The organism is Microbacterium hominis (assembly GCF_013282805.1).
Taxonomy (GTDB): Bacteria; Actinomycetota; Actinomycetes; order Actinomycetales; family Microbacteriaceae; genus Microbacterium; species Microbacterium hominis_B.
In genome coordinates, this window is sequence record NZ_CP054038.1 from 1,524,393 (window position 1) to 1,542,898 (window position 18,506).

The following is an 18,506-nucleotide window of genomic DNA, read 5'->3' on the forward strand; positions in this document are numbered from 1 at the left end:
CGGTCAGGGTGCCTCGATGCGCACATCGAGACCGAGGTCGAGCGCCGCGGCCGAGTGGGTGAGGGCCCCCACCGAGATGACGTCGACGCCGGTCTCGGCGATTGCCCGGACCGTCGCGAGCGAGACGCCGCCGGAGGCCTCGACGTTGGCACGTCCGGCGATGCGCTCGACACCCGTGCGCAGGTCGTCGAGGGAGAAGTTGTCGAGCATGATCGTGTCGACGCCCGCTGCGAGCACCATGTCGATCTGGTCGAGCCGGTCGACCTCGACCTCGACGTGCGTCGTGTGCGGCAGGCGTGCGATGGCGCCCTGCAGCGCCGCCGTCACCGACAGGCCCCGGCGGGCGAGCACGGCGAGGTGGTTGTCCTTGGCCATCACGGCGTCGGACAGCGAGTAGCGGTGATTGTGGCCGCCGCCGTTGACCACCGCGTGCCGCTCGAAGGCGCGCAGACCGGGCGTGGTCTTGCGGGTGTCGGCGATGCGCGCGCCGGTGTGGGCGACCTCGGCGACGTAGCGGGCGGTGAGCGTCGCGATCCCCGACATGCGCTGCACGAAGTTCAAGCCCACGCGCTCGGCGGTCAGCACGGCCCGCGCCGGGCCGGTGACGACGGCGAGCACGTCGCCGGGTCGGAACCACTCGCCGTCCTCGACGATCCGCTGCACCTCGACGCGCGGGTCGGTGAGCCGGAAGGCTGCCGCGAACACATCGGCGCCGCTGAAGATCCCCTCCTCGCGCGCGACCAGGTCGGCGCGGGCGACGGCGGACTCGACGATGAGCGTCTCGCTGGTGAGGTCGCCCCACGGCGCGTCCTCCTCGAGGGCGGCGGAGACGACACGGTCGATGGTGGAGCGGGTCAGCATGCGAGGGCCTCTCGGGCGGTCGGTGCGGCGGCGGGGTCGGCGGCAGCGCGGGGGAGGTGCGGTGCGCTGCTCCTGAGGATCGGGCCGGACGCGGCTGCCGTCGCCGCGGATGGCGCGGGCAGCGGCGATTCCTCAGGAGTTGCGCGCGGGTCGTCGGAGCGGAAGTGGGCGCCCACCGACGTGCGGCGCGCGATGGCGGCGTCGACGAGGCGGTCGGCGACCAGCAGCAGGTTCTCGTCCTCGAATGCGCGCTCGGTGCGCGGTGCGCGGGTCTCCTGCCGCCAGGCCCGCAGCACGGCGGCGGCGTGCGAGAGGCCGGCGCCGTCGCGCACGAGACCGGCCCTCTCCCACATCAGGTGCTGCAGCGCCGTGCGCGTGAAGGGCGGTGCGTCGACGTGCGCGTCGGCGGCCGGTGCAGCGGCGGCGCCCTCCGGTGCGGCGCCCTCCCGTGCGGCGTCGGCCGGCGGGGCGTCGGCCGTGTCGGGATCGCCGCCCGGGGAGGCGACGTGCGGCCACCGGCCCGACGCGGCGTCGGCGGCGATCGCGTCGCCCGCGCGCGAGCCGAAGACGGCGCCCTCGAGGAGCGAATTGGATGCCAGGCGATTGGCCCCGTGCACGCCGGTGCGCGCCGTCTCGCCGACGGCGTACAGGCCCGGGATGGTCGTGCGGCCGTCGAGGTCGGTGACGATGCCGCCCATGAGGTAGTGCGCCGCGGGGGTCACCGGGATCGGATCGAGCGCCCAGTCGAAGCCCCGCTCGCGCACCGCGCGATCGATCGTGGGGAAGCGCTCGGCGAGGAAGCGCGCCCGATCGGCGGGCTCGGCCGCGTGCAGGTGCGTGGCATCCAGGCGCACGGGCCGGCCGCCCTGGGCCTCCATCGCGTCGGCGATCGAGCGGGCCACGACGTCGCGCGGCGCCAGCTCGCCCGCGGGGTGCGCGTCGAGGGCGAATCTGCGCCCGCGGTCGTCGATGAGCGTCGCGCCCTCCCCGCGCACGGCCTCGGAGACCAGGAACGAATCGCGCGCGGCGCCCGCTCCGTCGCCGCCGGGCAGCACGGTGGGGTGGAACTGGAAGAACTCCAGGTCGGCGACCGCGGCACCGGCGCGGATGGCGGCCGCGATGCCGTCGCCCGTGGCGACCTCGGGGTTGGTCGAGTGGGCGTACAGCTCGCCCGCACCCCCCGTCGCCAGCACGACCGCGTCGGCGGCGATGCCCTCGCGGCGGCCGGGCGCGGCATCCGTCTCGCCCACGATCAGGTCCACGCCGGCGGCGCGACCCGCCTCGACCACCAGATCGACCAGGAACGCGTGCTCGATGACGCGCACGTCGCTCATGCGCAGACGCTCCACGAGGGCCTTCTCGATCGCGGTGCCGGTGGCGTCGCCGCCGGCGTGCAGGATGCGCGGGTACGAGTGGGCCGCTTCGAGTCCCTTCACGAACGCGCCGTCGGCGGCGCGGTCGAACTCCACGCCCAGCGCGACCAGCTCCGCGATGCGCGCAGGGCCCTCCTCGGCGAGCACCCGCACCGCGTCGCGGTCGTTGAGGCCGGCGCCGGCTGCCAGCGTGTCGGCGATGTGGTCGGCGATCCGGTCGTCTGCGAACGTGACGCCGGCGATGCCGCCCTGCGCGTAGCGGGTGTTGGCGTGCTCGAGCACGTCCTTGGTCACCAGCGTGACGCGGCAGCCGCTCTCGACGGCGTGGAGGGCGGTGAGCAGCCCCGCGATGCCGCTGCCGACGACGACCGCGTGCGGGGAGGCTGCGGGGGCTGTCACGAGGCGTTCTCCCAGGCGGCGGCGGGGGCTGCCGGGGGCTTGGCGGCGAGCATCCGCTCGAGCGCGACGCGAGCGGGGTCGGCCACATCGGCGGGGACGGTGATGCGGTTGACGACCTCGCCCGCCACGAGCCGCTCCAGGACCCACGCGAGGTAGCCGGGGTGGATGCGGTACATCGTGGAGCAGGGGCAGACGACCGGGTCGAGGCAGAAGATCTCGTGCTGCGGATGCTGCGCCGCCAGGCGCTGCACGAGGTTCACCTCCGTGCCGATGGCGAAGGTGGTCGGCTCGGTCGCCGCCTCGATCGCCTTGCGGATGTAGTCGGTGGAGCCGGACTCGTCGGCGGCGTCGACGACCTCCATCGGGCACTCGGGGTGCACGATCACCCGCACCCCCGGGTGCTCGGCGCGGGCCTTGTCGATCTGATCGACCGTGAACCGGCGGTGCACGGAGCAGAACCCGTGCCACAGGATCACGCGCGCATCGGCCAGCGTCGTCGCGTCCGAGCCTCCGAAGGGCTTGCGCGGGTTCCACATCGGCATCTGCTCCAGCGGCACGCCCATGGTCTTGGCGGTGTTGCGGCCGAGGTGCTGGTCGGGGAAGAACAGCACGCGACGCCCCCGCGCGAACGCCCACTCCAGCACCGTGCGCGCGTTCGACGAGGTGCAGACGATCCCGCCGTGTCGGCCGACGAATCCCTTGATGGCCGCGGAGGAGTTCATGTACGTGACCGGCACCACCGGCACCAGGCCCTCGGCGTCGACGGCATCCATGTCGCCGTAGACCTCCTCGAGCTGCTCCCAGCACTCCTCGACCTGGTCGATGTCGGCCATGTCGGCCATCGAGCATCCCGCGGCGAGGTTCGGCAGGATCACGGACTGCTCGGGTCGCGAGAGCAGGTCGGCGGTCTCGGCCATGAAGTGCACACCGCAGAAGACGATGGCTTCGGCGTCGGGGTGCTCGAGCGCGGCATTGGCGAGCTGGAACGAGTCGCCCACGTAGTCCGCGTGGCGCACGACCTCCTCGCGCTGGTAGAAGTGGCCGAGCACGACGACCCGGTCGCCGAGCGCTGCCTTCGCCGCGATGATGCGGGCCTCGAGCTCGGCCTCGGTCGCGTCGCGGTACTCCTGCGGCAGCTCGCCCTGGCGGGGGGAGCCGGTGGGGATGACGTCGCCCATCGACGAGCCGGGACCGTAGCCGGGCCGGGAGTCGAAGGTCCACGGGCCGGCGCCGAGGTCGGTGTTGCAGGTCTCGGCGGTCGATGCGCCCGACAGGATCGCCTGGATCGCGTGGTCCACCGATGCGTCGACGGCGGGGCGGGGCTGGAGGGAGATGTTCACGGCGGACATGGGTCTCTCGATTCAGTGGCGGGTGGACAGCGGACCGCGCTCGGCGAGTTCGACGTCCTGGTTGTAGCGGTAGAGGCGAGCCGGGCGGTGGCTGCCGGTGCGGAAGCGGTCGGTCGGGATGAGGGTTCCGGAGCCTTCGACTTGGCGGCGGAAGTTCGCGGGGTCGAGGCGACGGTCGAGGATCGCCTCGTAGACCTCGCGCAGTTCCGCGAGGGTGAACTCGTCGGCGAGGAGCCCGTGCGCGATGCGGCTGTAGCCGACCTTGTTGCGCAGGCGCCAGAGTGCGTAGTCGACGATCTCGTTGTGGTCGAAGGCGAGCGGCGGCAGCGTCGTCGCGTCGAACCAGGCCGTGTTCTCGACGCTTCCGTCGGGGATCTCGTCGGCGCGGATGAGCGCCCAGTACACGATCGATACGACCCGGGTGGGGGAGCGGTCGACGGCGCCGAAGGCGTACAGCTGCTCGAGATAGCTGGGGGCCAGGCCCGTGGTCTCGGCGAGGGTGCGGGATGCCGCGGCCTCGAGGCTCTCGCCGTGGTCGAGCCAGCCGCCCGGCAGCGCCCACTGCCCCTCGTGGGGGTCGCGGGTGCGGGTGACGAGGGGGAGCGCCACCGAGAAGCGTTCGGATCCCGGCAGCCTGCGCAACGTGAAGATCACGGTCGACACGGCGACGCGCGTCGCGTCGGCGGTCTGCGCGACGGACGGCTGGGCGAGTGCGACATCAGTTCTGGTCATGGTGACTTTAACCTCGGGAGAGATCTTAGTGTCACAGTGACCAGAAGTACAAACCCCGCGCGTCATACTGGGTGGGCGACATCGGCGCGGCGGGGAGTTCTCCCAGGCGAGCCCCTTACGCTGTCGGCTCGGAGGGAGGGCCGCATGCCCGTGGTGGACATCGTCCTGATCGTGATCCTCGTCGTCGCGCTCGTCACCGGGGTGCAGCGCGGACTGCTCGCGAGCCTGGGCACCCTCATCGGCCTCGTCGTGGGCGGATTCGCCGCGCTGTGGGTCATCCCGATCGTCAACGACGCGCTGCCCACGCCCACCTGGCGCGGGGTGGTGGTCGTGGGCGGATCGCTGCTCCTGCTGCTGGCGGGCGCGGGCATCGGCGGCGCGATCGGGGCGGTGCTGCGCCGGGGTGCGGACCGCATCAAGCTCGGGCCCGTCGACAAGGTGCTCGGCGGCGCCGCGAGCGTCGTCGTCGCCGCGCTCGCGGCATCCCTGGTGGGTCAGAGTCTGGCCGTCACGGGAACGCCGGGCGTCTCCTCGGCGATCGGCTCCTCGACGCTCCTGCGCACCATCGACGCCCTCACGCCAAAGCCGGTGCAGTCGACCCTCGCGCAGCTTCGCAGTGCCGTGCTCGACGAGGGGCTGCCGGCCCTGGGCGAGCTCCTCGGGCCCGCCGTGCTGCTCGACCCGGGACCCGCCCCCGAGATCGCCCTGGACACCCCAGCCCTCGACGCGGCGGCGGACTCCGTGGCGCGCATCTCGGGTGTCGCCTCGGCGTGCGGCACGAGCTCGACGGGCTCCGGCTTCGTCATCGCCGCCGACCGCGTGGTCACCAACGCCCACGTCGTGGCCGGTGTGGATCGACCGGTCGTGCAGCTGCCCGGCGGCCAGGCGCGCGAGGGGGTCGTGGTGTACTTCGACCCCGTCGACGACCTCGCCGTCATCGCCGTCGACGAGCTCGGCGCCGCCGCGCTGGCGGTGTCGGACGGGCTGGATGCCGGAGCCGACGCCGTCGTGCAGGGCTATCCCTACGGCGGTCCGTTCTCGATGACCCCGGCGCGCATCGTGTCCACCGGCACCACGCCGGTGCCGGACATCTACGAGTCGCAGGCGCAGCCGCGGGAGATCTACGCCGTCAGCGCCGACATCGTCCCCGGCAACTCCGGCGGGCCGCTGCTGACCCTCGAGGGGGAGGTGGCCGGGGTCGTGTTCGCCCGCTCGGGCGACGGCCGCGCCATCGGCTACGCGATGACGCCGGTGGAGCTCGCCCCCGTGCTCGAGGTCGTCGACGACCCCGTCGCGGCGGTCTCTGCGGGCGCCTGCGCGGCCTGAGCGCGGAACGCGGCCGGGCGGCCGGTATGCTGGATCCGCCTAAATTCAACACAGGCCCGATGACCTCTGCGGGAGAGCTCCGGCGCATGCCGGACACCGAAGGAGCAAGCCTCCCCGCCAATCTCTCAGGTACGCGTACCGCGCAGGTCGGGGCCGCTCTGAAAAGCGGTGCGAGCTCGACGCTCGTGCCCGCCGACGGTGAAAGCACCGGAATCCCCCCTTGACGGACGGATGCCGATGCGAAACTCTCAGGCCCATGACAGAGGGGGAGTTCACGGGCGCCGACCGGCGCCCGCCCGAGATCGACGGGAGAACTCATGACCCCTGACGCACCCACCGCCGCGCCCCGCACGACCGTGCTGCACGAGCGGCACGCCGCCCTCGGCGCCTCATTCACGGATTTCGGCGGCTGGCTGATGCCGGTGCGCTACACATCGGATCTCGCCGAGCACCACGCGGTGCGCAGCACGGCCGGACTGTTCGACATCTCCCACATGGCGGAGTTCACGGTCACGGGACCGGGCGCCGGGGCGTACCTCGACTACGCCCTCGCCGGGCGGCTGTCGGCGCTGCCGGTCGGCAAGGCGAAGTACTCGCTGCTGCTGGCCGAGACCGGCGGCATCGTCGACGACGTCATCGTCTACCGCCTGGGCGAGGCGAACTATCTGGTCATCTCCAACGCCGGCAACCGGGATGCCGTGGCCGGGGCGCTCGCCGAGCGGACGGAGTCCTTCGAGGTCGACGTCGTCGACGTCACCGACGACTACGCCCTGATCGCCGTGCAGGGCCCCGCGGCCGAGGCCATCGTCGCGGCCGTCGACGGGATCGCCGACGTGAGCGTGCCCTGGGGCGAGCAGAAGTACTACGCGTGGGCCGAGGCGAGCTTCGCGGGGCAGTCGCTGCTGATCGCCCGCACCGGCTACACCGGCGAGGACGGCTTCGAGCTGCTCGTGCCGGTGGCTGCGGCAGGAGAGCTCTGGGACGCCCTGCGCGCCGCCGGCGAGGCCCACGGCCTCGTTCCCGCGGGCCTCGCCGCCCGCGACACCCTCCGCCTCGAGGCGGGCATGCCGCTCTACGGCCACGAGCTCTCCCTCGACATCGTCCCGGCCCAAGCGGGCCTGGGCAGGGTCGTCGTCGCCGACAAGGACGACTTCGTGGGCAAGAGCGCGCTCGCCGCCGCCTTCGCCGCCGACGCGCCGGTGCTCGTGGGCCTCACCGCCGAGGGCCGGCGCGCGGGCCGTGCCGGCTACGCGATCTTCGACGGCGACGGGCCCGACGCGACACGCGTCGGCGAGATCACCTCGGGGGCCCTCAGCCCCACCCTCGGACACCCCGTCGCAATGGCGTTCGTCGCCCCCGCGGCATCCACCGCCGACACCACCCTCTTCATCGACGTGCGTGGGACCCGCATTCCCGCCACCGTGACCGCCCTGCCTTTCTACCGGAGGACCAAATGACCGACCTGACCAGCCTCAAGTACACCGCCGAGCACGAGTGGGTCGCCTTCGACGCGGCCTCCGGCGTGGCCACCGTGGGCATCACCGACTACGCCGCCGAGAAGCTCGGCGACGTCGTGTTCGTCGAGCTGCCCGCCGTGGGCTCGGCCGTGGCGGCATCCACCGTCGTCGGCGAGATCGAGTCGACGAAGTCGGTCGGCGAGCTCTACGCTCCGCTCAGCGGCGAGGTCGTCGAGGCCAACGACGCCGCCGTGGACGACCCCTCGCTGGTCAACTCCGACCCCTTCGGCGAGGGCTGGCTCGTCAAGATCGCCACCGACGCCGCCGCCGTCGAGGCGCTGCTGGACCGCGACGCCTACGTCGCGCTCACGGGCGGCGACGCGTGACCGGGGCCTTCGCACAGCGACACATCGGAACGGATGCCGCCGCCCAGCGCACGATGCTCGACGCCCTCGGCTACGCCGACGTCGACGCGCTCGTGAAGGCCGCGGTGCCGGCATCCATCCACGTGCAGCCCCGCGCGACCAGCGACATCCCGCCGGCCGCGACCGAGGCCGAAGCCCTCGCCGAGCTGCGCGCGCTCGCCGCGCAGAACCGCGTCGCGCGCCCTATGATCGGCCTCGGCTACTACGACACCTTCACGCCGTCGGTGATCGCGCGCAACGTGCTCGAGAACCCGTCCTGGTACACCGCGTACACGCCCTACCAGCCGGAGATCTCGCAGGGGCGCCTGGAGGCGCTCATCAACTTCCAGACGATGGTGACCGACCTCACCGGGCTCGCCACCGCCAACGCGTCGATGCTCGACGAGTCGACCGCGGTCGTGGAGGGGATGCTCGTCGCCCGGCGCGGGTCGAAGTCGGCCTCGAACGTGTTCCTCGTGGATGCCGACACCCTGCCGCAGACGAAGGAGCTGCTCGAGCACCGCGCCGCGGCCGTCGGCATCGAGGTGCGCGAGCTCGTCGACGGCGAGCAGGTCGACGCGTTCGGCGCGTTCGTGCAGTACCCCGGCGCCTCCGGCCGCGTGTGGGACTTCACGGAGGTCGCCGCCGCTGTCCATGCGCAGGGCGGCCTCGTCGTCGTCGCCGCGGACCTGCTGGCCCTCACGCTGCTGCGCTCGCCGGGTGCGCTCGGCGCGGACGTCGCGGTCGGCACCACGCAGCGCTTCGGCGTGCCCCTGGGCTTCGGCGGCCCCCACGCCGGTTACATGGCCGTGCGCGCCGGACTCGAGCGGCAGCTGCCCGGGCGCCTGGTCGGGGTGTCGCAGGATGCCGCGGGCCAGCCCGCATACCGGCTGTCGCTGCAGACCCGCGAGCAGCACATCCGCCGCGAGAAGGCGACCTCGAACATCTGCACGGCCCAGGTGCTCCTGGCTGTCATGGCCTCGATGTACGCCGTATACCACGGGCCCGACGGCCTCCGGGCGATCGCGACCGAGGTCGCGCAGAAGGCCCAGGCGCTGGCCGCACGGCTGCGGGAGTACGGGCTCGCCCTCGCCACCGACGCGTTCTTCGACACCCTCCGCGTGACGGTGCCCGGAACGGCGCGCCGTGTGGTCGAGCGGGCCCGCGAGCGCGGGTACCAGCTGCACCTGGCCGACGAGGCGACCGTCGGGGTCGCCGTCGACGAGACCACCACCGCCGACGACCTCGCCGCCGTCGCCTGGGCGTTCGGCCTCCCCGAGGCCGAGTTCCTCGGCGCGGGGGAGCAGGGCGAGCGCGTGCTGGCCTTCGACGGGGCGACGCCGCTGGCCGGCATCCCCTCGTCTCTGCACCGCGTCGAGGAGTTCCTCACCCACCCGGTGTTCAACACTCACCGCTCCGAGACGGCGATGATGCGCTACCTCAAGACGCTCGCCGACCGCGACTATGCGCTCGACCGCGGCATGATCCCGCTCGGATCGTGCACGATGAAGCTCAACGCGGCCACCGAGATGGCGGCCGTGTCGTGGCCGGAGTTCTCGCGCGTGCACCCCTTCGCCCCCGAGGCCGACGTGCACGGGTACCTCGCGATGATCGAGCAGCTCGAGGTGTGGCTGGCGGAGGTCACCGGATACGACGCCGTCTCGCTGCAGCCCAACGCGGGCTCGCAGGGCGAGCTGGCGGGGCTTCTGGCGATCCGCGGCTACCACCGTGCCAACGGCGACGTGGCGCGCGACGTGTGCCTCATCCCGTCGTCGGCGCACGGCACCAACGCGGCCTCCGCGGTGCTCGCCGGCATGCGGGTCGTGGTCGTGGCGTGCGACGAGGCGGGCAACGTCGACCTCGACGATCTGCGCGCCAAGATCGCCGCCCACGCGGACACGCTGTCGGCGCTCATGATCACGTACCCCTCCACCCACGGCGTGTACGAGCACGACGTGCTCGAAATCACCCAGGCCGTGCACGACGCGGGCGGTCAGGTCTACGTCGACGGCGCGAACCTCAACGCGCTGCTCGGCTACGCCCGCTTCGGCGACCTGGGCGGCGACGTGTCGCACCTGAACCTGCACAAGACCTTCGCCATCCCGCACGGCGGCGGCGGTCCGGGCGTCGGGCCGGTGGCGGCCAAGGCGCACCTCGCGCCCTACCTCCCCGGCCACCGGATGGCCCAGCGCGCCGACCACCCGGGCGGCGTGTTCGAGGGCGGGGCCGTCTCGGCGGCGCCCTATGGCTCGGCATCCATCCTCCCGATCTCGTGGGCGTACATGCGCATGATGGGCCTGGACGGCCTGCGGGATGCCACGGCGGCGGCCGTGCTGTCGGCGAACTACATCGCCCTGCGACTGCGCGAGCACTACCCGGTCCTCTATGCCGGCGAGGGCGGCCTTGTCGCGCACGAGTGCATCCTGGACCTGCGCCCGCTGCGCGAGGCGACCGGGGTGACCGTCGACGATGTGGCCAAGCGCCTCATCGACTACGGGTTCCACGCGCCGACCATGTCGTTCCCGGTCGCGGGCACGCTCATGGTCGAGCCGACCGAGTCCGAGGACCTCGGCGAGATCGAGCGCTTCATCGAGGCGATGATCGCGATCAAGGCGGAGGCGCTGGCGGTGGCCGCGGGGGAGTGGCCGGCCGACGACAACCCGCTCGTGAACGCACCGCACACCGCCGTCTCGGTGATCGAGGGCGACTGGGCCCACTCGTACTCGCGGGAGACCGCCGTGTACCCCGTGCGCTCGCTCGTGCGCACCAAGTACTGGCCGCCCGTCCGCCGCATCGACCAGGCGTACGGCGACCGCAACCTCGTGTGCGCCTGCCCTCCGCCGGAGGCCTTCGCATAATCCGTCGCTCCCCGGGGGATGCCGCTGTCGCGGCATCCCCCTTCGCATCTTCGGGCAGGGCTGCTCGTCCGGCGCGCGGGGCCCGGCCGCGGGCCTCGCACCCCCGCGGCTGGCCCCGTCCCGCCAGCCCCGGATTGCGCGTGTGAGACCCGCGTATCGCGCCCAGGCCCCGCGGCAGGCGGCGGGGTCTCGACCGCGATGGGGGGTCTCGACGATCAGCGGGCCGTTCGGGGGAGCGATCGCGGGTTGTGACGCAGCGTGGCGAGCATGGCCAGATGCGGCGGACGTGTCGCCTCGAGCCCGGCGAGAGCGAGCTTCTCGCCGAGCGGAACGGCTCGCATGGCATCCCGGTATTCCCAGCGCGCCATCGGACCCTCGTGCCTGCGGAGCCGGTCTTCGCGCCGCTTCTCCCCGACGAAGTGCGCGCGAACCGCGTGCGCGTCGCCGGCGTCGTACTTGCCCCACCCGTCGGACTCGCCGAGGACTCGTGCGCGGCGCCACGCGAAGTCGACGCGGTCAGTGAAACCTTCGTGCTGGAAGACGACCTGGAGCTCTGGCTCCTCGAAGCCGAGCCATTCGATGACCGCACGGCTGATGGATTCTCCGACGGACTCTGCCGCTGCGGTCGCCCTCTCCGAGACCCAATCCAACGCGGCACGCCCGCGGCGATCGCTCTGCGCTCTCCCGATCGCAGCGAAGTCGATCGGCTCATCGATCGAGCGAAGCGCATGGTCTGCGACGGCGAGGGCGAAGGCCGGGGGAATGATCCGGCACAGCGCCACAGCCGTGGCGACGAGCGGGGTGAGCGCGATTCCGTCTCGCCGCTCCGGCCCGACCTCGTCCCGCGTGGCGTGTACGACGACGTCTCCGACGCGGCGGGACTTTCCCCCCGGATCCAGGATGTGGATGTCGCGGGGCTCGTCGAACACGGGCGCGCCGAGCAGCACCGCTGCGGACTCGAGACAGAACACGGGGTCGCGCCAGGATGCGGCGACCGCGCGCACGCGTGCCCGATAGCGTTCCCATGGGCGCAGCTGCGCCCACCGCGCGGCATCGGCGTACACGCCCGGGCGCACCCGCACGAGTGTCGTCCGCCGGTGCGCGCCGCGCGAACCCGGGTCGCGCGCGAGATGGAGCGGGATGTCGGTCGGCGTGATCGATGGCATGCGGTCACTCTGGCGCGTGCGGTGTGCGTCCCCCTGACCCCCGAACCACCTGTGGACGAAACCCCCCGCCGCGCGCGCCCGGGGAGGAGCGGCGGGCGCACCGTGCCTCGCGCCATCGAGACCCACGCGCGCGCACGAGACCCGCACGCACCGGCGAAACCCACCGCGAGCGACGAGGGTATCGGCGGCGATTTTGGGTCTCAGGGTCGCTCGGCTCGCGGCGGGAGCTGGGGCCCGCGGGGGCGCGGGGCGCGGGTGCGCGGGGGCGCGGGGCGCGGCGGGCGCGGGGCGCGGGTGCGCGGGGCAGGGGTCAGGGCGTCGGGGTGGGCGTCGGCGCCGGGGTGGGGGCGAAGACCGCGGGCCACAGCGCCACCGCCAGCGGGTAGCCCACGAACGCCACGACGTCGATCAGCGTGTGGGCGATGACCAGGGGCATCACGCGGCCCCATCGGCGGTAGCACCAGCCGAACACGATGCCCATCGCGACGTTGCCGATGATCGGCCCGATGCCCTGGTACGCGTGGTACGCGCCGCGCAACGCGGCCGTGGAGAGGATGATCGTCCACCATCCCCAGCCGAGGCGACGCAGGCGGTCGAACAGGTAGCCGAGGAAGATCACCTCTTCGGTCAGTCCCGCGCGAACAGCAGCCAGCAGCAGCAGCGGCACGGTCCACCACGAGGCATCCAGCGGCGCCGCGCCCACCTGCACTGTGATTCCCAGCACCCGACCGAGCGCGTAGAGGCCGAGGCCCGGCACCCCGATGACGAGGACGAGGAGGATGCCGCGTGCGAGGTCGCCGCCGAAGCGGCGGAAGTCCAGGCCGATGAGGCGGAAGGCGCTCCGGCCCGGCTCCCAGAGGAAGTAGATCGCGAGGGCGACCGGGACGAGCGCGAAGAACTGGCCGAGGAACTGGTAGAGCACATCCCAGAACTCGCGCGCGTTCGCCGAGGGGTTGACCTGGGTCGCCTGGGCGCCCAGCGAGACATCCTGTCCGAGCGCTTCGATCAGCTGGAGCACGGAATACAGGGCGGAGCGGCCCACGGACAGCGCGAGAAGAATGCCGATCTGCCACCACAGACGGGTGCGCGCGGCGCGATCGAGCGCCTCAGGTGCGGGGAAGTGCGCAGCTGACGGCCCGTTCACCTTGTCAGATTGTCACATCCCCGAGACGTTGAGTTAAGGCTATGTAACGGTTTGGCCGCAGATTTTGACCATCTCACAACCGGTGCTTATCGTTTTCCCATCCCGCCCCAGATAGGTCCCCGGATCTGTCGCGGGCGAAACCCTGCACAAGAGGAGACAGAGTGTCTTACAAGACGACGTGGCGCAAGCGCGCCATTGGAGTCGCAGCGGGCGTCGGTGTGGCCGCAGTGGTCCTTGCCGGTTGCTCGACGACGCCGACCGAGACGGACGAGACGACAGAGGCCGTCGACGCCGCCGTGACCATCGCTGAGGTGAACGAGTTCACCAGCACCAACGAGGCCAGCGCCACCGGAAACCTGGACATCAACGGCAAGGTCAACTACCTGACCCACTCGTCGTTCATCTACATCAACGACGCCTACGAGGTCGTCCCCAACGAGTCCTTCGGCACGATGGAGCTCATCTCCGAGGACCCGCTCCAGGTCGAGTACACGATCAACGAGGGTCAGACCTGGTCTGACGGCGAGGCGCTCGACACCGACGACCTCATCCTCGCGTGGGCTTCGTTCTCGGGCATCTTCGACGACGCGACCCTCGACCCCGAGACCGGTGAGGCCACCTCGGGCACGCAGTACTTCGCGTACGCGGGCAGCACCGAGGGCCTGAAGACCTCGACCATCACCGAGGTCGCCGACGACAAGCTCTCGCTGACCGTCGAGTACGACACCCCGTACGTGGACTGGAACCTGGCCGACCTCGCCGACACCGTGCCCGCGCACGTCGTCGCCGAGAAGGCCGGCGTCGAGCTCGAGGAGCTCATCGACACCATCCTCACCAGCCCCCGTGGCGACGTGGAGAACCCCGCTCCGGTCAACGAGACCCTCAAGGCTGCGGCCGACTTCTGGAACACCGGCTTCGACATGACGTCGCTGCCCGAGGACGAGTCGCTGTACCTCTCGAGCGGCCCCTTCGTGATCAGCTCGTGGGAGCCCACGCAGTCGATGACCCTGACGCTCAACGAGAGCTACGAGGGCGACCTGGCCCCGTCGTTCACCGAGATGGTCATCCGCTTCATCGGCGACTCGCAGGCGCAGGTCTCGGCGCTGCAGAACGGCGAGGTCGACCTCATCGTCCCGCAGGCGTCGGGTGACACCCTGACCGCTCTCGAGGGCATCAGCGACATCACCGTCATCCAGGGCGACCAGCTCTCGTACGACCACCTCGACCTGACGCACGCCGGCGTGTTCGCCGACGCCAACGTCCGCGAGGCGTTCCTGAAGACGATCCCGCGTCAGCAGATCGTCGACACGCTGATCGCGCCGGTCAACCCCGAGGCGCAGGTGCTGAACTCGCAGCTGTTCATCCCGGCTCAGCCCGCCTACGAGGACGCCGTCGCGTCCAACGGCTCCGACGCCTACAACGAGGTCGACATCGAGGGCGCTCTCGAGCTCCTCGACGGCGCGACCCCGACCGTGCGCCTGATGTACAACATCAACAACCCGAACCGCGTCGCGGCGTTCGAGGCCATCCAGGCCTCGGCTGCTGAGGCCGGCATCACCGTCGAGGACGTGGGTCGTGAGGACTGGGGCTCGCAGCTGGGCTCGGACATCTACGACGCCGTCATCTTCGGCTGGATCTCCTCGGGTGTCGGCAACGGCACCATCCCGCAGATCTTCGCGAGCTTCGGTGGCAGCAACTTCAACAAGTTCGCCAACGACCGCGTCGACGAGATCGCCCGCGAGATCCCCGTCACGCTGGACACCGCCGTGATCGAGGAGCTCACCATCGAGGCTGACGGCGAGCTGTTCGCCGACACCTACGGTCTGCCGCTCTTCCAGAGCGCCGGCCTCGAGGCACACACCAACCGCATCGAGGGCATCACCTACATGGGCAACCAGACGGGTCCGATCTGGAACTTCTGGGAGTGGACGGTCGCTGCTGAGTAATCAGCAGATGCACGACTGACGCACATCGCGAGGGGCGTCGGGTCTCATACCCGGCGCCCCAAGCGTGTGTCCGACCGACCACGGCGGTCCGGGCGCGAGCGGAGGGTGATCCCCTGACCCGCACGCGCCTGCACTGCTACCGTTTCTGCATGAAGGGCCAGCCCAGTGCTTAGCTTCGTCCTGAGACGAATCGGCGTGTCGATCCTCATCCTGATCGCCGCCTCTTTCGTCATGTACACCCTCGTCGCGCTCGCCCGCGACCCGCTGCAGGACCTGTACGCGTCCAACAGCCCCAACCGCGACCAGCTGATCGCCCAGCGCATCGACTGGCTCAACCTCGACCAGCCCATCCCCGTCCGCTGGTTCAACTGGCTTCTCGGCGCCGCCCGCTGCGTCATCCCCTTCGGTGGATGCGACCTCGGCGTGACCATCCAGAACCAGTCCGTCACCGTCCTCCTCGGGCGCGCCATGGGTGCGACGCTCCAGCTGGTGACCGCCTCGACCATCCTCGCGATCGTGCTCGGCCTGCTCGTCGGCATCGTCTCGGCCCTGCGCCAGTACAGCGCGATCGACTACAGCTTCACTTTCGCGAGCTTCCTGTTCTACTCGCTCCCGTCGTTCGTCATGGGCGTTCTGCTCAAGGTGTTCCTCGCCCTGGGCTTCAACGACTGGCTTGCGGATCCGATCTTCACGTGGCCGTGGATCATCGCACTGAGCCTCATATCCGGCATCTTCTGGCAGGCCATCATCGGCGGAAACAGGCAGCGTCGCCTGGTCGTCGTGGCGGCTTCGGTGATCACGACCGGCGCGATGCTCTACGGCATGAGCGTCACCGCGTGGTTCCGCGACCCCTCGCTCGGCCCGATCCTCTCCCCGCTGCTGATCGCCGCGGTCGGTGCGGGCATGGTGCTGATCATGGCCGGTCCCCGCGCGCGCTACGCGTGGCGCACGGCGGGCGCCGTGGTGATCGTGCTCGCGATCAGCTACTTCGTGCTGCAGCCGTTCCTGCCCTCGTTCGACGGCTGGGGAGTGTTCGTCCTGTTCATCGCGGCCGCGGCCGTGGGCGCCGCCGCCGGCTGGTTCCTCGGCGAGTACGACAAGGGTCTGGCGATCCGCATCGGCGTGCTGACCGGACTGCTCGGCATGGGCGTGATCATCCTCGATCAGTTCATGCAGCGCTGGAACGACTACGTCACCAACTCGCGCGTGCGCGGCCGGCCGATCGCGACGATCGGCTCGGAGACGCCGAACCTCGTCGGCGACTGGTGGATCCAGGGGATCGACACGTTCACCCACCTGCTGCTGCCGACGATCAGCCTCATGCTGATCTCGTTCGCCGGCTACACCCGCTACGCGCGCGGCGGCATGCTCGAGACCCTGAACCAGGACTACATCCGCACGGCGCGCGCCAAAGGTCTGCCCGAGCGCACGGTCGTGGTCCGTCACGCCCTGCGCAACTCGATGATCCCGATCACCACGATCGTGGCGGCGGACGTCGGCGCGCTGATCGGAGGCGCGATCATCACCGAGCGCATCTTCGCGTTCAGCGGCATGGGCGCATTGTTCAACGGCGGTCTCCAGGCTGCTGATCCGAATCCCGTCATGGCGTACTTCGTGGTCATCGCGATCTTCGCCATCACGTTCAACTTCCTCGCCGACCTCGCTTACTCTGCGATCGACCCGAGAGTGAGGGTCAAGTAATGTCCATGGAGAACAACCTCGAGCCGCCCGCAAGCCCGGCCGACCGCGGTCCGCACGTCGAGACCGAGGTCGAGCGCGGCGTCAGCCAGGGACGCCTCACGTTCCGTCGGTTCATGGCTCACAAGCCGGCGGTGATCAGCGCGATCCTGTTCATCCTGATCGTCGGCTTCGCGATTTCGGCGACGGGCTTCGGCCCGATCCCGGGCTGGTGGAAGTGGAATTACGAGCAGCTGCTGCCGCCGCAGAACGGCGGTCGTCCGACGCTCACCCTCTTCCCGTTCTCGTTGGGCGACCACCCGTTCGGACAGAACACGGTGGGCAAGGACTACTTCGCGATGGTCATGCGCGGCCTCGTGAACTCGTCGTACATCATGTTCATCATCGGCATCATCGCGGCCTTCATCGGCGTGGTGATCGGCGCCATCGCGGGGTACTACCGCGGATGGGTGGATGCCGTGCTGATGCGTCTCACCGACGTCGTCATCGTCATCCCGATCATCGTCATCGGTGCGGTCGTGGGTGCGGCGGCGGGCGGGTTCGGGCCCCTGCTGCTGGCGGTGTTCCTGGGCTTCTTCGCCTGGACGACCGTCGCCCGTCTGGTGCGCGCCGAGTTCCTCTCGCTGCGTGAGCGGGAGTTCGTGGAGGCGGCCCGTGTGGCCGGCGCCTCGGACCTGCGCATCATCTTCAAGCACATCCTGCCCAACGCCATCGGCGTGGTCATCGTCTCGACGACGCTGCTGATCGCGGCGGCGATCATCCTCGAGACGTCGCTGTCGTTCCTCGGCTACGGCGTGCGCTCGCCCGACGTGTCGCTGGGTCTGCTCATCGCGCAGAACGAGTCCGCGTTCCAGACGCGCCCGTGGCTGTTCTGGTGGCCGGCCGGTCTCATCGTCGTGCTGTCGCTCCTGGTCAACTTCGTGGGCGACGGTCTTCGCGACGCGTTCGACCCGCGCCAGAAGCGCATCGTGTTCCGCAAGGTCAAGGACCTGCCCGAGGACGCGCTCGTCACCGCGGGTGCCACCGTCGATGTGCCCGAGGGCGCGATCGTCGACAGCTCGGGCCGGGCGACCAGCCAGGGCACGACAGGCACCCTTCCCTCGACGGGCCTCGACGACGACGGCGCCCCGGAGGGGGGCCGTCGCTGATGAGCCCCCTCCTCGGCCGGTCAGACGGTCGCGTACATGAGCGCGACCGTCGCGACGGCCAGCGCGAGGCCCAGCGCGATGAGCACGACGTGCCAGTGACGCCGGACGGGCGTCTGGTCGGCCACGCCGACCGCGACCTGTCCGGCGTCCAGGCGGGAACGCCACATCTCGCGGATGACCGTGGCCGCATCGCCGGAATCGGTGCCGAGGCGATCGCCGTGCGTGAGCGGCGCGTCCGCCGCGCTCTGCTCGCGGTCGGCGCGCCGGTTGCCGCCCGAGAGCACGGCGATGAAACCCGGGGCCGGCGCCGACCACGCCGTGAAGGCGCCCGAGGGCGTGTGCAGCCGCAGCGCGCGTCGCGTGTCGACGTGCACGAGCGCCGCCCAGGGTACGTCGACGCGATGGGTCACGTTCTCCAGGCGCACGCCGTCGTCCGACACCCCGACGTAGGGTCGCCACAGCGCGGCCCAGCCCAGCAGCACCGCCAGCGGAGCGCCGGTGAGGACCCACGCCTGGCGAGGGTCACCGCTCCATACGGCCGCGACGACGGCGAATCCCGCCATCGCCCAGACGACGACTGCCATGGTGCGGTTGAAACGGGACGTCACCCGGGACTCTGCGGCGCTCACTCCTCCATTCTCCCCC

General features: G+C 71.1%; 14 protein-coding genes and 1 riboswitch. Of the genes, 7 read left to right on the forward strand and 7 right to left on the reverse strand.

The window, feature by feature from the left end:
* Nucleotides 1-3: 3 nt before the first annotated feature.
* The 4 genes from nadC to HQM25_RS06710 are packed head-to-tail and all read right to left on the reverse strand — an operon-like array spanning nt 4 to nt 4,714.
* Entirely contained in the window at nt 4-861 is an 858-nt protein-coding gene (nadC, locus tag HQM25_RS06695) for a carboxylating nicotinate-nucleotide diphosphorylase (RefSeq protein ID WP_172989532.1), read from the reverse strand.
* Nucleotides 855-2,633, reverse strand: a complete 1,779-nt coding sequence (gene nadB, locus HQM25_RS06700; RefSeq protein WP_172989533.1) for an L-aspartate oxidase — start codon at nt 2,631-2,633, stop codon at nt 855-857. The genes nadC and nadB overlap by 7 nt, the downstream gene beginning before the upstream one ends.
* Entirely contained in the window at nt 2,630-3,982 is a 1,353-nt protein-coding gene (nadA, locus tag HQM25_RS06705) for a quinolinate synthase NadA (protein ID WP_172989534.1), read from the reverse strand. The genes nadB and nadA overlap by 4 nt, the downstream gene beginning before the upstream one ends.
* Nucleotides 3,983-3,994: 12 nt before the next feature.
* Nucleotides 3,995-4,714, reverse strand: a complete 720-nt coding sequence (locus HQM25_RS06710; RefSeq protein ID WP_172989535.1) for an NUDIX hydrolase — start codon at nt 4,712-4,714, stop codon at nt 3,995-3,997.
* 144 nt (nt 4,715-4,858) lie between these two features.
* Here HQM25_RS06710 and HQM25_RS06715 point away from each other — a divergent pair, with 144 nt between their 5' ends.
* The 4 genes from HQM25_RS06715 (at nt 4,859) to gcvP (ending at nt 10,759) form a co-directional block, all read left to right on the forward strand.
* Entirely contained in the window at nt 4,859-6,040 is a 1,182-nt protein-coding gene (locus HQM25_RS06715; RefSeq protein WP_172989536.1) for a MarP family serine protease, read from the forward strand.
* A 59-nt stretch (nt 6,041-6,099) separates the two neighbouring features.
* Nucleotides 6,100-6,191, forward strand: a riboswitch (glycine riboswitch).
* Nucleotides 6,192-6,357: 166 nt separating this feature from the next.
* Complete coding sequence (gcvT, locus tag HQM25_RS06720) at nt 6,358-7,497, forward strand: glycine cleavage system aminomethyltransferase GcvT (protein WP_172989537.1); 1,140 nt, start codon at nt 6,358-6,360, stop codon at nt 7,495-7,497.
* Nucleotides 7,494-7,883 carry a glycine cleavage system protein GcvH gene (gene gcvH, locus HQM25_RS06725; protein ID WP_172989538.1) on the forward strand — a complete coding sequence of 130 codons (390 nt, stop codon included), beginning with the start codon at nt 7,494-7,496 and terminating at the stop codon, nt 7,881-7,883. The genes gcvT and gcvH overlap by 4 nt, the downstream gene beginning before the upstream one ends.
* A gap of 53 nt (nt 7,884-7,936) precedes the next feature.
* Nucleotides 7,937-10,759, forward strand: a complete 2,823-nt coding sequence (gene gcvP / locus HQM25_RS06730) for an aminomethyl-transferring glycine dehydrogenase (protein WP_254359642.1) — start codon at nt 7,937-7,939, stop codon at nt 10,757-10,759.
* 215 nt (nt 10,760-10,974) lie between these two features.
* On the opposite strand, the gene HQM25_RS06735 is transcribed toward gcvP, so the two are convergent.
* The gene (locus tag HQM25_RS06735) at nt 10,975-11,925 is read right to left on the reverse strand and encodes a hypothetical protein (protein ID WP_172989540.1); all 951 of its coding nucleotides are present in this window, start codon (nt 11,923-11,925) and stop codon (nt 10,975-10,977) included.
* Between the two features lie 310 nt (nt 11,926-12,235).
* Nucleotides 12,236-13,069 (reverse strand): CPBP family intramembrane glutamic endopeptidase, encoded by an 834-nt coding sequence (locus HQM25_RS06740; RefSeq protein ID WP_172989541.1) that lies wholly within the window; start codon nt 13,067-13,069, stop codon nt 12,236-12,238.
* 161 nt (nt 13,070-13,230) lie between these two features.
* Here HQM25_RS06740 and HQM25_RS06745 point away from each other — a divergent pair, with 161 nt between their 5' ends.
* The 3 genes from HQM25_RS06745 (at nt 13,231) to HQM25_RS06755 (ending at nt 17,861) form a co-directional block, all read left to right on the forward strand.
* The gene (locus HQM25_RS06745; protein ID WP_172989542.1) at nt 13,231-15,015 is read left to right on the forward strand and encodes an ABC transporter family substrate-binding protein; all 1,785 of its coding nucleotides are present in this window, start codon (nt 13,231-13,233) and stop codon (nt 15,013-15,015) included.
* 195 nt (nt 15,016-15,210) lie between these two features.
* Nucleotides 15,211-16,716 carry an ABC transporter permease gene (locus HQM25_RS06750; protein WP_254359586.1) on the forward strand — a complete coding sequence of 502 codons (1,506 nt, stop codon included), beginning with the start codon at nt 15,211-15,213 and terminating at the stop codon, nt 16,714-16,716.
* Nucleotides 16,716-17,861, forward strand: a complete 1,146-nt coding sequence (locus tag HQM25_RS06755; RefSeq protein ID WP_172989544.1) for an ABC transporter permease — start codon at nt 16,716-16,718, stop codon at nt 17,859-17,861. Before HQM25_RS06750 ends, HQM25_RS06755 begins: the two co-directional genes overlap by 1 nt.
* A 20-nt stretch (nt 17,862-17,881) precedes the next feature.
* On the opposite strand, the gene HQM25_RS06760 is transcribed toward HQM25_RS06755, so the two are convergent.
* Nucleotides 17,882-18,490 carry a PH domain-containing protein gene (locus HQM25_RS06760; RefSeq protein WP_172989545.1) on the reverse strand — a complete coding sequence of 203 codons (609 nt, stop codon included), beginning with the start codon at nt 18,488-18,490 and terminating at the stop codon, nt 17,882-17,884.
* Nucleotides 18,491-18,506 lie beyond the last annotated feature (16 nt).